Here is a 14,398-nt window from a genome sequence, read left to right as displayed (position 1 = left end):
ATATGGATAAAAAAATGAAAATGGTTGAAGCAAAATCGTTGGCACAAAAAATAGCGTTTGCTCCGTTCAGTTTTCAGGCAATAAAATCTATGGTTGATTTAGGTATATTAAAATTGATAGATGAAAGTTTGCCTGACGGAATATCCGTTGAAGATATAGAAAAAAAGTTGAATTTGAACCATTATACCGTATCCACATTACTTGAAGTCGGAACATTTTCGGATGTCGTTGAACTTAAAGATAACAAGTATAACATAACAAAAATCGGTCAATGTTTCTTGTATGATACCATGACAAAAGTTAACTTTAATTTTGTTAACGATGTATGTTATCAAGGTATGTTTTATTTGAAAGATTCGTTTGTAAATTCCAAACCGGAAGGATTAAAATGTTTCGGCAATTGGAAAACAATATACGAAGGTCTTTCTTCTTTACCGGAAGATGTTAAAAAAAGTTGGTTCGATTTTGATCACTTCTATTCGGACAACTCTTTCGAACAGGTTATAAAAATAATTTTGGAATCCAACCCGAAAAGAGTTTTTGATATAGGTTGCAATACGGGAAAATTCGAAACGGCAATGTTTAAAAACGGGTATACCGGCACGATGGTAATGATAGATTTACAAAAACAGTTGAACATGGCCAAGCAGAACATGGAAAAAATTAATAAATTGGAAAATTGCGAATTTTTCCCTACAAATATTTTGGATGCTTCTTTAGGGTTACCGAACAATCCCGATGCTGTACTTATGAGCCAATTTTTGGATTGTTTCTCTTTGGAAGAAATTGTGTCTATACTTAAAAAAGTAAAAAATGTTATGCTCGGCGGAACAAAAGTTTTTATATTGGAACCGTTCTGGGATAAACAAAAATTTGAAGCGGCAAAGTTATCGTTAACACATATATCTTTATATTTTACGGCATTGGCAAACGGTAACAGCAAAATGTATTCTTGTAACGAAATGTTGGACTGCATAAATAAGTCGGGGTTGAGACTATTGAAGATACATGAAAATATCGGACCTTTCGAATATACTTTGTTGGAGTGTTCAAAATAATATGGCAATAACATTAACGGTTGTAGCGTTTATTCTTATTATAGTCGGGTTGGTCGGAACATTTATTCCTATGTTTCCGGGCTTGCCTGTAGGGTGGCTCGGTTTGTTTATTGCATTTCTGTCTCCGAATTGTACTTTAAGTATTTGGACAATAGTTATAACACTTTTGCTTATGTTGATTATTTCTGTTTTAGATTATGTTATTCCCGCAAAAATGGTTAAAAAAAGCGGAGGAACAAAAAGCGGTGAACGCGGTGCACTTATCGGCAGTATGTCCGGAATAGTTTTGGTTAATCCTTTAATTTTAATTTTCGGTTCGTTTATAGGTGCGTTAATTGGTGAAATTATAAATGATTCCAAAGATATAAAAAAGGCGTTGAAATCGGCATTCAGTTCGTTTATCGGATTTCTTTTGGGTACCGGTATTAAGGCGTTTCTTACTTTATCGTTTCTTTTGATTTTGATTTTGAATTTGGTTTTTAATTTGTTTTGATAAATCAAAATCAAAACTGGCGAAACGGATTTATCTTTTAAGCTATAACTTTGTATTTTCCTTCTTCGAGTACCAGCCACTTAGTTTTTCCTTTAGTACACTTCAGGCGGAAAATACTTCGTTATAGCTTAAAATTTGTAAATCCTTTGAATGCCAAGAATAAAGTAACAAAATCTTAAAGTCTTAAACGGCAATTACACTTCAATCGCCAAATACTTCGGTATAATTTAAAATCTTCCAATCTTCCGCTTTCCCTGCCGTTTCCATGCCTCCATGCATCTATACCTCTATACATCTGTCGTTCATCATAACCTAAAATCTTAAGGTCTTAAACGGCAACGACAAACCGCACTTTTTTTGGTATAATCTTACATTATTTTGTAGAGAACAATTATGAAAAGAGCGGTAAGAATAGGTTTTATTGATGCAATAATATCTTCTGTAAGTTACGGTTTGTATCCTATGTTTGCCATACTGTTATATAACACGGGATCATCCGTATCCAATTCATTGTTTTACAGATATCTGTTTGCATTTCTGATTTATTTGTATATATTAAAAGTTCATAAGAAAATTAATCTGTCCGTTACGGTTAAAGAGTTTATTATACTGTTTTTCGTGGGTATCACTTTTGCCGTATCTTCCATCGCATTGTTTGCCGCTTTAAAATATATAGATTCCGGAATTGCTTGTACAATAGTGTTTGTTTACCCTGTAATAGTTGCTTTAATTATGACGTTGTTTTTTCATGAAAAGCTTACAAAAACAACTGTTGTTTCCATTGCCTGCGCCTTTTTGGGAGTTGCACTTTTGAACTATGCCGGAGGTATGAGTACCGGCGGAAAATTCTTGGGGTTTTTGTTTTCTGTGTGCGGTGCGATAATGTATGCAATGTATATGATATTTGTAAAAACCGTAAAAACCATAAAACATATGCAACCGGAAAAAGTGACATTTTATGTTATGCTTTCAGGAACCGTTTTTTATTTTATATGTTTAAGGTTCGGGTTGGATTTTCAGTTGCTTACAAAACCGGATCAATGGATATATGTGCTTTGTTTGGCGGTAATACCTACGATAGTTGCCATAGAAACGGTTAATGTTGCAATAAAACTTATCGGTGCAACAAAAACTTCGATAATCGGTGCACTCGAACCGCTTACTGCGATAATTGTGGGGGTGTTGGTGTTCGGGGAACAGGTGTCGTTGTTCAACACAATTGGTTTTCTACTTGTTATTACGGGCATTTTTCTTGTTGTGAAAAAATAGATTTTTTTACATGAGCGAAACGAGTTTTATTTTTTACTTATAATTTCGCATTTACCTCCCTTATGTACCGTTTCACTTTTGTACACCGCAGTCGGCAAATGCTTCATTCTAAGCAAAAACTTGAAAACTCTTCGGGAGTCAAGGAAGTCGGAACTTATATTTTAGTTGCTTCATTCTAACCGAAAATCTTAAGGTCTTTAACGACCAACGGCACTTCAGGCGGAAAATACTTCGTTATAGCTTAAAATCTGTAAATCCTTTGAAAGTAACAAATAAGGTAACCTAAAATCTTAAGGTCTTTAACGACAACGACAAAAACAAAAGCCTTAAATCTCAAACTATTTGTTCTCTAACGGCAAACGATCAATGACAAGCAATGGAAATAAACTATAAACTGTTTTTTTATGGTAAATACTAATAGAATTTGATAAAATTATGAAAACTTTAGATAAAAAATTTTTTATTTAAAAAGTATAAAAAATCTTAGGGTATTCTTAGAGGTTTTATGGAAAACTTTAAGCCACGAGCAAGAATATTAAAATTGTTAGGTGAAGAGCTTATTGGTTCTCAGCATTTAGCTTTATTTGAACTTATAAAAAATGCATATGATGCTGATGCTGATAATGTTTGCATTAATATAAATAATGTTGAAAATGTAGAAAAAACAACTATCGTTGTCAAAGATAATGGTTGTGGAATGACATTAGATACAATAAAAAATTCTTGGTTGGAACCAGGAACTGATAATAAAGAAAAATTAATAGAGAACAAAATTCGTACTAATAAGTATGGCAGGTTCCCTTTAGGTTCAAAAGGTGTTGGTCGTTTTGCTGCTTACAAGTTAGGGAATGTTGTTACTTTATACACTAAAACTGTTAAAGATGGAGAATTAAAACTTTCTATTGATTTAAATGAAGTTTTAGAAAAAAAATATCTAGATGAATTTTTAGTTAATATAGAAAAAGTTTCAAGTAGTGATTCCCATATAGAAACAGAAACAGGAACAGAGATTATTATTTCAAATATTACAAGTCAAATAAGTTTTGGAACTATATCAAATTTAAATAGTCAAATTTTATCAATACAATCTCCTTTTGAATCGTATGGGGAAAAAAAGAAAAAAATAAAAAATCCAATAAAAATAGAATTGATTTGTCCTGAATATCAATATAAATTGAAAACATTTTCTATAAAGGATATTATAGAAGAAGCTATGTATAGTTTCAATTTTAAGTTTGAAAATGGAAAATTAGATTATGAATATAATTTTACTCCTAACAAAACTCTTCAAAAAGCTACCAATATTAATCCTAGAAGAAAAGAAGAGATAATAGATAATATTATTACAATAGATAAGAGCAATCCTGTAAAAGATTCTCAGTATTACAAATCTTTGAACAAAATAGAAGGAACCTTTTATGTATATGATTTGGATGGTAAAATTCTAAACTATTACCAAAAAAAGTCAGCAATAAAAAAATATACTTTAGAAAATTGTGGTGTTCGTGTATATAGAGAAGGAATGAGAGTTTATAATTATGGTGAAAAAGGGAATGATTGGTTAGAGTTAGATCAAGGAAGAATTGACGATCCAGCAAAAAATTTAAGTAATCGTTTAATAATTGGAGGAATAGAATTAGATCCAAAAACAATTACTGTTTTAAGAGAAAAAACTAATAGAGAAGGGTTTATTGAAGATGAAGAATATGAAAAATTTAAAATGGTTGTAAAATCGATACTATATATCTTTAATCGAGAACGTATTATAGATAAAAATATTTTAAAAATTATTGCAGATGATAAGTATAAGGAAAGTATCACTAATATACAAGAACCAATTTTAAAATTAAAAGCACTTGCGAGACAATATAATGCTTATAAAGAAATGAATAAGCAAATAGATGAAATAGAAAAAGCATATAATCAAATGCGTGATATTATGCTTAATTCTGGATTAAAAGGATTAAATACAGCAATTGCTGTGCATGAAATTGAAAAAACTTTATTTCGTTTAAAAAGAGCTATTGAAAATAAAGATAGCAATTTAATTAAAGCAGAAATATCTATGGTTTTGCGTTTAATTGAGGGTATAAGTGATTTATTAAAAAAAGATTCTATTCGCAAATACAAAACTTCAGTAATTATAAAAGATGTGTTAAATTTATTAGAAGATAGATTTAAGAGACATAATATAGAAATAATTAGTCCTATTTTAGAAAACAAAAAAATAGATCATCTTGAAATAAATGTCCCTAAAAGAATGGTTCTAAGTTCATTAATGAATTTAATGGATAATGCTATTTATTGGCTATCTGTTCGTTGGTATAAAGAAAAAGATACTGATAAAAAGAAAATTTATATAAATGCTGAGTATGTCAATGATAATCCTGCAATAGTTATTATTGATAATGGTACAGGATTCCCTAAAGGAGATAGAGAAGAACTTTTTAAACCCTTTGTTACAACAAAACCAATGGGTATGGGATTAGGACTTTATTATGTTAAAACAGCAATGGATGCTATTGCTGGAGATGTTTTATTTTTAGATTCAGAAACAATAAAAAATGCAATTGATGACGATGGTGCAGGAGTTGCCTTAGTTTTTAAGGAGTAATAAATGGATTATTTATCCGATATCTTAATTATTGATGATAATCTAGAAGAAGCATATGATTTAGCTGGGGGGTTTGCGAAAAACAAATGTGTTTCTATAATATTAAAACCAGAGGATGTTAATGACGAATTGAATTTTATCCCTAAAATTATATGTTGTGATATAAAACTTACTACTAGTGGAGATGATGTTGCTAATTATAAGCTAATTTTAAATTTATTAAAAAAAATTTTTTCTAAAAATAAAGGAACTTATTTATTTGTTGCATGGACACGTAATAAAAATGAATTTGATGCTTTAAAAAAATATATTGAAGCTGATAAAGAAGTAAATCAACCAGTTTCTTTTTTATCATTAGATAAAGATGAATTTAAAGACCAACCAAGTAAATTAAAAATAAAATTAAATAAAAATTTAGATTCTAAAAAAGGTTTAAAGGCATTATTAATATGGAATGAAATAATAAAAGAAGCAAATAACAAAACTTTGAATAAACTTTTTGTTTTATCAAAAGAAACAGAAACAGATTTATTGTCTTTGTTATATTATTTAGCAAAAGCAAATTTAGGGAAAAAAATAAATGATAATGAAATTGTTGCATTGATAAAGCCGATAAATTATATTTTGAGAGATAATATAGATAAAGAGTTGATTCAGGAAGAAACAAAAAAGTTTTTTAGAAATATATTTAAAGATATTAAAGCAGAGGGGAGATTATTAGAAACAATTGAAGTAAAAACAAATTCAATTTTACATATAAATACAAATATAAAACATAAAAATGTAATTCCAGGAGATGTTGTTGAATATTCCGCAAAAAAGTTAAAAAGATTGTTTGCTTTTTCTAAGAAAGATGAAAATATAAAAAATGAAAATCCAGTAGTATCTTTAATAAAAAAAAGCGCAATTTGTGGATTATTGGAAGTTACAGCTGACTGTGATTTTAGTAATGAAAAAACTAATGATATAAGTAAGTTTGTTCCAGTTTATTTAATACCAAAGGATAAATGTTCCAATAATTTAAGAAACAAGGATTATTTTAGAAATACAAATTTAGAAATAGAATATAATAATCAGTTTTATGTGTTTCTTGTTGATTGTAGATATATATTTAGTATGAAATCTAATAGCTTGTATAAAAACAAACTTTTTTCTATAAGGGAAAATCTTTTTACTTCATATAGGCAACAAGTGTATTCTTACAATTCTCGTATAGGAACTATATCTTTTTAAAAATTTTGAAAACTATCTCTGCTAATTGTTTAGCCAAAAGAGGGGGAACTGCATTTCCTATTTGATGATACTGCTCTGTTCTATTTCCTTCAAATTTAAAATTGTCAGGAAAAGTTTGTAATCTAGCTGCTTCGCGAGGGGTCAAACTCCTTGCTTGATATGGGTCATAGTGAATAAAATAATGTCCGTCTTTAGATATATGGGCAATTACAGTTGAGGATGGTTCATTTTTTAATTGAACTTTAAATCTATCATTGAATATAGAGTTACTTGATATTGAACTTTGAACATTTTTGTGCTTTGGAAGTAAATTTTTGGGAAAATCTTTTAAAGTTGGAGATATTTTATTTTGTTGCGCAAATATTGATGCAAAGAAATATCTTTTGATGTCATTTGAAATATGTGTTCTAGATACATGATCTGATATGCCATCTAAATTTTTGTCATAGTACCAATTTTTTAAGCTATCAATTATAGAGTCTTTTTGTCTAATCATATATTGTTGACCTAATTCTAAATTGCTATTTTCTATTTTTTTAAAAAATCTTTTAGGAGCATATTTTTGACATTTGAGAAGAATTTTAATCCATTTTTCTAGAGAATCCTTTCCTTTAGATATTCCACTTCTTATTTTGGGAAGATCTGATAGTACATTTTCTGTAGTTGTTTTTTTCGTACAAGGTTTCAATTTTTGAGGTATGACTTTTATGTCAGATCTAATACCTAATATGATAACTCTATGTCTTTTTTGAGGAATGCCATAGTTCTCTGCTTCTATTACAAAATCTTTGGCTTCTTTCCCTTTAGAAACAAAAGAATATAAATTATAATTGCTTTTGCCATAATTGTTTTTAAGGCATAAATCATCTATAATCTTTGGAAAAATTAAATTTCCATTTAATTTTGACGATAAAATTCCAACTACATTTTCCATTACAAAAACAGCAGGTTTATGTATTGAAATTATTCTTAAATATTCTTTATATAGAAGATGTCTAGGGTCTTTTTCAAATTTTTCCTTTTTTATTTTTTTTATGACAGTTCTTCCTACTAGTGAATATGCTTGACATGGAGGTCCACCAATCAATAACCAATTTTTATTATCTCCAATTTTTGATTTTATAATTTTATCTAGTTTTTTATTGGATGTTTTCCCTAAAGTTACCTCATATATTTCACTTTTAGCTTTTTCATATTCTTTTGGATATAATGAGTATAATTTTTCTTTTGAAATTAATCCTTTCAAATAATTATAGTATTCTATAGGTTTTTTATTTATCGGAAAGCATCTGAAAAATTTTCTTAATAATAAAGTTTCACATGCAGTATGATTATTTTCTATTGATAAAGATATATCAAAAACAGAAGAATTCTTTCTTTTTACAGAAGAAAACCCTTCTCCTAATCCTCCAGGACCAGCAAATAAATCTATAACCGGAATTTTTTGTTTGTTATTTAAAATCATTTTGTTAAATTAATAAATTATATATATCAACACTTATTGTAGCATTTATTTAAAGAATAGTATAAATTTAAGAAATATTAAATATATTATGTGTATAGTAAATGATAGTTGAATTTTGTAAAATATATCTATAGAAATTCAAAATAAATAAAAAACTGAAAATACATATAATATATAAAAATTTGACAAAAAATACATTTGTATATTATAATTCAAATTATGAAAAAACAAAATTGTTCAGATAATAATTTATTAAAACCTTTCGTAAAGTGGGCTGGTGGTAAAAACCAGTTATTGCCAAACATTCAAACAAAATATCCTTTAGGTTTAGGAAAAAATATTAACAAATATTGTGAACCTTTTGTTGGTGGGGGGGCAGTATTGTTTGATATTTTATCTAATTATAATGTTAAAGAAATTTTAATAAATGATATAAACAAAGAATTGATAAACACATATAAACAAATCAAAACAAATGTTTCTAAATTAATTAAAAACTTATCTTCTATTCAAAATGAGTATTGGAATTTAAATACAGAAGAACAAAAACAGTTTTATAATAAAAAGAGAGAAAGATTTAATTACCTTAAAGTAAATGGAAATAAAAATGTAAACATAGAAAAAGCAACTCTTTTTATTTTTTTAAATAAAACTTGTTTTAATGGGTTATTTAGAGTTAATTCAAAAGGTTTATTTAATGTTCCTAAAGGTTCATACAAAAGACCTTTAATCTGTGATGAAAACAATTTAAAAGAAATATCAAAAAAAATGAAACAAGTAACAATAACTTGCGGTGATTATGAACAATGTTTATCTTTTATAGATAAAAATACTTTTGTCTACATAGATCCACCATATAGACCTTTATCCGAAACAGCAAATTTTACTTCATATTCTGAAAAAAGCTTTGATGATAATGAGCAATATAGATTAGGCAGATTTATAGACAAACTAAACAAAATTAAAGCAAAAGTTATATTAAGCAATTCGGATCCAACAAATACAAATAAAAATGATAAATTCTTTGATGATATGTATAAAAATTACAATATAGAAAGAATATTAGCAAAAAGATTTATAAATTGTGATGCGACAAAAAGAAGCGATGTTAGAGAATTATTAATAACAAATTATAAATAGGATATTTTATGAAAAGAAACTTTGAAGAATGGTTATCTAAATTTTGTTCAAGTATTTCAGATTACAAATATTATATTGATTTCAATAAAGTTTATGAAAATGTTAATAATTTAAAAATAGAATTAAATATTTTAAATTCCTTAATAGGTTCTAAAAACATAGAACAGGATTTTAAAAACATAGTAATAAAATATCCAAATGTTTTGAAATGTGTTCCTATTCTTTTAGCTGTAAGAAGTTGTGAAATTGAAGTGTTAGATAATGGAAATTTATACAAATATAAATTTGATACTATGAATTATAACATAGAACAATATGCTACTTTTATGAAAGAAACTGGATTGTTTGATTTATTAGCTAATCATTTAATAAACAATTTAGTAGATTATGTTTATGGTGTCGAAACAGGGTTAGATTCAAATGGAAGAAAAAATCGTGGTGGTCATTTGATGGAAAATTTTGTCGAGGAATATTTAAAACAAACTAATTTAACATATTACAAAGAAATGTACTTGAACGAAATAGAAACTAAATGGAATATAAATTTATCTAATTTATCCAATAATGGAAAAGCAGATAAACGATTTGATTTTGTTGTTAAAACTGACAATTGTATTTATGGAATAGAAACTAATTTTTACTCTTCAAGTGGTTCAAAATTAAATGAAACTGCAAGAAGTTACAAAATGTTAGCGACAGAAGCAAAGAATATAAAAAACTTTTACTTTGTTTGGTTTACAGATGGATTAGGTTGGAAATCAGCAAAAAATAATTTAGAAGAAACTTTTGATGTAATGGAACATATTTATAATATTAATGATATAAAAAATGGAATAATGAATAGGTTGTTTAAATGATAACAGTAAAAAGAATAAGAAAAATAATAGCAAATTCAAAAAGTGAAATAAGAGAAAAAATTATTAAGCATTTTTTAAAAGAAAATAGTGGAACAAGTTCTGAATCTTCAAAGTATGAATATAAAGTTGAAAAATATAAAAATTATGAAATTGTTTTAAAACGACCAGGATTTAAAAAGTGTTTTGATTTTTCAGTAAATACAAAAGGTGTTTTTTATAAAAAAAATAAAAATAAATCCGAAAAACCAAAAATCGAAGATATAGTAAAAGCTTTAGATTATTCAAAAGAGCATTTTTCAACTGAATATAAATCAATTAAACAAATCATAAATCAAATTTTTAATGTTGAAACATATGATTTATCGTCTGTTCAAAATATAAAATTTATTGATGCAGAAGGAAAAGAGCATCCAATAGCAGTGATATTACTTGCTTTAAAATGGTTGTTTGTTGCTGAAGATGTTTTTTATTGGAATTGGTCTGGACGAAATGCTACCATGAACAAATTAAGAGAAAAAAATTTAGTTTAATTCCAAAGAGGAAAATAAAATTTCAATTTCTGTATTTTATCGTTCAAATAATAGAGATTTTACTCTTGCAAAAGGAAATTGTGTTGAAGTTTTGAGTCAATTTGAATTTCAATTTGATATGATATTTGCAGACCCACCTTACTTTCTTTCAAACAATGGCATTTCAGTTCAAAATGGAAAACAAGTTTCTGTAAATAAAGGTAATTGGGATCGTTCTAATGGTTTTGAACAAGATAACAATTTCAATTATGAATGGATAAAAGCTTGTCGTAGTAAATTAAAAGATAACGGCACTATATGGATTTCTGGGACATATCATAATATTTTTTCAGTAGCACAAATGCTTAAAGAACTAAATTTCAGAATTTTGAATTGTGTTACTTGGGCAAAAACAAATCCTCCACCAAACTTATCTTGTAAATTTTTTACACATTCCACAGAATTTATTTTATGGGCAAGAAAAAGTCAAAAGGTTTCTCATTATTTCAATTATGATCTTATGAAAGAAATTAATGGTGGTAGCCAAATGAGAGATTTATGGGTTTTGCCTGCTATTGCAAAATGGGAAAAAACTTGTGGAAAACACCCAACACAAAAAACTTTACCATTATTGAGTAGAATTATAATGGCATCTACAAAAGAGCATGCTTGGATTTTAGATCCTTTTGCTGGCTCTTCAACAACCGGTATAGCAGCAAGTTTATTAAATAGAAGATTCTTAGGAATTGAGCAAGAAATAAATTTCCTTAAACTATCAAAACAAAGAAGAGAAGAAATAGAAAACAATAAAATCAGAAATGACTATTTAAATAAAATTTGTAAATATTCCGATAAACCTATATCAAACATTCTTGAATTAAACTTCAATTCACCGAAATCATATTATGGAAAAGACTTACCATTTTAAAAATCTTACTTTTTTTTATTGTCGTTTTTGGCCCTCAAAGATTTTTCAAAATTTGCCGTTTGTTGTTTGTCGTTGTCGTTAAAAGAACGAATAGTTTGAGACGAACTGAAGTATTTTAAAGTTGCGGTGTACATTTCGCGAAAGCGGTACATAAGATTTTAAAATACAAAAGTGTAGTCCAAAATATTCGTTCGCTATAAAGAAAAATTTTATTTAAATATACTCGATTGAGTTAGTTGCAAAATTATAACCAAAATATTAAGGTCGCTATAAAAACGGATTTAATTGTACATGTAATTATTATTACACTCCCTTGATTACTGCCAAAGTGGAAAGTTTTACTAAAAATAGTACTTTATAAAAAACACGACAACATCTTGTCGTAAATTTGCTGCAAAAAAGGATGATAAATCTTTCTTTCCTAAAAGTAGTATAATATTGCATTATGTTATTGAAGATTACAAAACTTTCCAAGTTGGGAATTATCATAGAAGCAATATTAGTGGGGATTTTGTCCGGAATAATAGTAATATTGTTTAATTGGTGCATTTCTAATTTGTTTTCTTTTAACCAAAGTTTTTTATCACAAATTCCGTTAATAGCAAAAATATTTGTATTTCCGATTATAACTTGTTTGGCAGGTTTAATTGTTGGAATACTTGTGTTTAAGGTTGCACCCGAAACAAAAGGGAGCGGTATTCCTTTTGTAAAGTTGGCATTGATGCGGTTGGGTAAAAGAATAAGAATCAGAAGTATGTTTATAAAATTTGCAGCGGGTGTTATAGGTATAGGCAGCGGCTTTTCTTTAGGAAGGGAAGGGCCGAGTGTTCAGCTTGGTGCCGGTTGCGGTGCCGTGATTTCAAGATTATTTAAAAAGAACGGGACAAAGCAACACAATTTAATAACTGCAGGTGCAGCTTCGGCAATAGGAGCAACTTTTAATGCCCCTGTTGCGGGAACAATTTTTGCCGTTGAAGAACTTACAAGAAAGTTTTCCGTTTCAACATTGTTTACCGTTCTTATAGCAACAGTTTCCGCGGTAACCGTATCAAGACATTTTGTGGGGGAAAATCCCTCTTTTTTTATACCGGAACTGCAAAATCTTCCTAAAATTTCATTGGAAAGTCTTGTTGTTTTTATAGTGTTGGGAATAATTGTAGGCGTTTTCGGTGTGTTGTTTGCCAAAACAATTTTCTTAAACCAAAAAGTGTTCGATAAAATAAAAGTTCCAAACTATATAAAGCCTGCAATAGCAGGTTTTGTTATAGGTATTGTGGGTGTGTTCTTACCTTATGTTTTAGGTTCCGGCAACATTTTTATTTCACAATTGTTTCAATACAAATTTACTCTTTCGTTAATAGCAATAATATTTGCAGTAAAATTTTTAGTTACTCCGTTATGTTTTTCTTCGGGTGCTGCAGGGGGAATATTTTTCCCTGTTTTAATGTTGGGCTCGTTTTTGGGTTATATTGTAGGTTCAATATCAAATGTTATCGGAATAGAAATAAATTTGGTTACGATATCCATTGTCGGTATGGGAGCATTTTTGGCAGCGGTTGCAAGAACACCGATAACCGCCATAGTTATGGTTTTTGAATTGACCGGCGATTATCATCATATTTTGCCGGTAATGTTAAGTATTGCCGTTGCGGATTTGGTTGCACAATTGTTCGGACATGAACCGATATATTCAACTTTAATTTTGAAACAATCCCAAAATACGAAAGAGAAAGAAACTTTATGTGAACTGAAAGTTGTTGATGCTATGGATAAAAATGTTGTTAATGTAACATTAAAAACAAAAATTTCCGAAATACCGAATTTAATGAAACAAACAAAATATAATGTTTTACCGATATTAAACGATAACAATGTTGTTGCAGGCAGTATTTCAAAAGCAGAAATTGATGACTACATTTTCAGTAACAAAAATACTGATGACAGTATAGAAAATATAATGAATCCGGAACCTGTAACCGTTAACCAAAAAGAAAATTTATATAAAGCCCTTTTTGTTTTACATACCAACGAAATTTTGGATGTTATAGTTGTGGATGATACAAACAAACTTGCCGGAATATTGTGCAGGAAACAAATTGTTTTTGAAGACCGCTTTTCGGATATTATTGTGTAGATCTGTTTTTAGATATATTATTATTTAAAAGATAAATCCGTTTCGCTACTTTTTTTCAATATTGAACTGCAAAAAACTGCCAATCAAATTCTCATTCCAAACCTTAATATCTTTCGGAACATCCAATATACACGGTGTAAAATTCCAAATGTTTTTTATACCTGCACCTGCAAGATAGTTTGCGGTTGTTTTAGCATTTTCTCTGGGTACGGTAAGTATGGCAAAATCCACTTTCATTTTTGTTGCAAGTGTTGCCACTTTAGTTACATTGAAAACTTCTTTACCGTTAATAAAAGTTCCTATTTTTTTTGTGTCCGTATCGAACATTGCAACAATATTTAATCCGTAATCTTTGAAACTGTTATACTTGGCAAGTGCAGAACCCAAATTTCCGGCACCTATAATAAAAGCATTTCGTTGTTGCTTGAAACCCAACTTTTCTTCTATCGTCTTTTTTAACTTTTTGGCATCGTAACCAACACGGCATTTACCTAAATCGGAACTGCCGAGATATTTTAAATCTTTTCTTACCTGGGAATTATCTATATTTAACAGTTCGGCAATTTTTTTGCTTGAAATATATTGTTCATTTTCTCTTAAATCGTCAAGTATAAAATGGTATAAAGATAAACGGTTCAAAACTTTATCGGGTATATTCATAAAAATGTCCTCTTATAAGGGCAGACATTTGTTGCCTG

General features: G+C 28.4%; 12 protein-coding genes. 10 read left to right on the top strand and 2 right to left on the bottom strand.

What is annotated here, in order from left to right; translation table 11 throughout:
• Positions 1–2 precede the first annotated feature (2 nt).
• The 5 genes from B2Y85_RS06410 (at position 3) to B2Y85_RS06390 (ending at position 6,667) form a co-directional block, all read left to right on the top strand.
• Positions 3–1,058, top strand: a complete 1,056-nt coding sequence (locus tag B2Y85_RS06410) for a class I SAM-dependent methyltransferase (protein ID WP_372519652.1) — start codon at positions 3–5, stop codon at positions 1,056–1,058.
• A 1-nt stretch (position 1,059) separates the two neighbouring features.
• Entirely contained in the window at positions 1,060–1,551 is a 492-nt protein-coding gene (locus tag B2Y85_RS06405; RefSeq protein ID WP_372519651.1) for a DUF456 domain-containing protein, read from the top strand.
• 393 nt (positions 1,552–1,944) lie between these two features.
• Positions 1,945–2,820, top strand: a complete 876-nt coding sequence (locus tag B2Y85_RS06400) for a DMT family transporter (protein WP_372519650.1) — start codon at positions 1,945–1,947, stop codon at positions 2,818–2,820.
• A 505-nt stretch (positions 2,821–3,325) separates the two neighbouring features.
• On the top strand, positions 3,326–5,434 hold the full coding sequence (locus tag B2Y85_RS06395) for an ATP-binding protein (protein WP_372519649.1): 2,109 nt from the start codon (positions 3,326–3,328) through the stop codon (positions 5,432–5,434).
• Positions 5,435–5,437: 3 nt separating this feature from the next.
• Positions 5,438–6,667 (top strand): hypothetical protein, encoded by a 1,230-nt coding sequence (locus B2Y85_RS06390; protein WP_372519648.1) that lies wholly within the window; start codon positions 5,438–5,440, stop codon positions 6,665–6,667.
• On the opposite strand, the gene B2Y85_RS06385 is transcribed toward B2Y85_RS06390, so the two are convergent.
• The gene (locus B2Y85_RS06385; RefSeq protein WP_372519647.1) at positions 6,654–8,132 is read right to left on the bottom strand and encodes a DNA cytosine methyltransferase; all 1,479 of its coding nucleotides are present in this window, start codon (positions 8,130–8,132) and stop codon (positions 6,654–6,656) included. The two genes, B2Y85_RS06390 and B2Y85_RS06385, sit on opposite strands and share 14 nt — an antisense overlap.
• Positions 8,133–8,351: 219 nt before the next feature.
• Between B2Y85_RS06385 and B2Y85_RS06380 the strand changes: the two genes are divergently transcribed.
• The 5 genes from B2Y85_RS06380 (at position 8,352) to B2Y85_RS06360 (ending at position 13,700) form a co-directional block, all read left to right on the top strand.
• A complete protein-coding gene (locus B2Y85_RS06380) occupies positions 8,352–9,272 on the top strand; it encodes a DNA adenine methylase (protein WP_372519646.1) in 921 nt (306 codons plus the stop codon).
• Between the two features lie 8 nt (positions 9,273–9,280).
• Positions 9,281–10,129, top strand: coding sequence for a type II restriction endonuclease (locus tag B2Y85_RS06375; protein WP_372519645.1), 849 nt, complete (start codon positions 9,281–9,283; stop codon positions 10,127–10,129).
• Positions 10,126–10,659 (top strand): hypothetical protein, encoded by a 534-nt coding sequence (locus B2Y85_RS06370; RefSeq protein WP_372519644.1) that lies wholly within the window; start codon positions 10,126–10,128, stop codon positions 10,657–10,659. Before B2Y85_RS06375 ends, B2Y85_RS06370 begins: the two co-directional genes overlap by 4 nt.
• A 25-nt stretch (positions 10,660–10,684) precedes the next feature.
• The gene (locus B2Y85_RS06365) at positions 10,685–11,566 is read left to right on the top strand and encodes a DNA-methyltransferase (RefSeq protein WP_372519733.1); all 882 of its coding nucleotides are present in this window, start codon (positions 10,685–10,687) and stop codon (positions 11,564–11,566) included.
• Between the two features lie 445 nt (positions 11,567–12,011).
• On the top strand, positions 12,012–13,700 hold the full coding sequence (locus tag B2Y85_RS06360; protein ID WP_372519643.1) for a chloride channel protein: 1,689 nt from the start codon (positions 12,012–12,014) through the stop codon (positions 13,698–13,700).
• A gap of 45 nt (positions 13,701–13,745) precedes the next feature.
• Here B2Y85_RS06360 and B2Y85_RS06355 read toward each other — a convergent pair whose 3' ends face one another.
• Positions 13,746–14,360 carry a redox-sensing transcriptional repressor Rex gene (locus B2Y85_RS06355; RefSeq protein WP_372519642.1) on the bottom strand — a complete coding sequence of 205 codons (615 nt, stop codon included), beginning with the start codon at positions 14,358–14,360 and terminating at the stop codon, positions 13,746–13,748.
• Positions 14,361–14,398: the final 38 nt, after the last annotated feature.

Source organism: Candidatus Ruminimicrobiellum ovillum, assembly GCF_002392975.1.
GTDB lineage: Bacteria > Elusimicrobiota > Endomicrobiia > Endomicrobiales > Endomicrobiaceae > Ruminimicrobiellum > Ruminimicrobiellum ovillum.
The sequence above is the reverse complement of the archived record's forward strand: the minus strand, read 5'-3'. Positions and strand labels throughout refer to the sequence as shown.

Coding starts and splice junctions, on each gene's coding strand:
- B2Y85_RS06360 (WP_372519643.1), top strand. CDS start 12,012: ATGTTATTGAAGATTACAAAACTTTCCAAGTTGGGAATTATCATAGAA.
- B2Y85_RS06380 (WP_372519646.1), top strand. CDS start 8,352: ATGAAAAAACAAAATTGTTCAGATAATAATTTATTAAAACCTTTCGTA.
- B2Y85_RS06355 (WP_372519642.1), bottom strand. CDS start 14,360: ATGAATATACCCGATAAAGTTTTGAACCGTTTATCTTTATACCATTTT.
- B2Y85_RS06405 (WP_372519651.1), top strand. CDS start 1,060: ATGGCAATAACATTAACGGTTGTAGCGTTTATTCTTATTATAGTCGGG.
- B2Y85_RS06385 (WP_372519647.1), bottom strand. CDS start 8,132: ATGATTTTAAATAACAAACAAAAAATTCCGGTTATAGATTTATTTGCT.
- B2Y85_RS06370 (WP_372519644.1), top strand. CDS start 10,126: ATGATAACAGTAAAAAGAATAAGAAAAATAATAGCAAATTCAAAAAGT.
- B2Y85_RS06400 (WP_372519650.1), top strand. CDS start 1,945: ATGAAAAGAGCGGTAAGAATAGGTTTTATTGATGCAATAATATCTTCT.
- B2Y85_RS06395 (WP_372519649.1), top strand. CDS start 3,326: ATGGAAAACTTTAAGCCACGAGCAAGAATATTAAAATTGTTAGGTGAA.
- B2Y85_RS06410 (WP_372519652.1), top strand. CDS start 3: ATGGATAAAAAAATGAAAATGGTTGAAGCAAAATCGTTGGCACAAAAA.
- B2Y85_RS06390 (WP_372519648.1), top strand. CDS start 5,438: ATGGATTATTTATCCGATATCTTAATTATTGATGATAATCTAGAAGAA.
- B2Y85_RS06375 (WP_372519645.1), top strand. CDS start 9,281: ATGAAAAGAAACTTTGAAGAATGGTTATCTAAATTTTGTTCAAGTATT.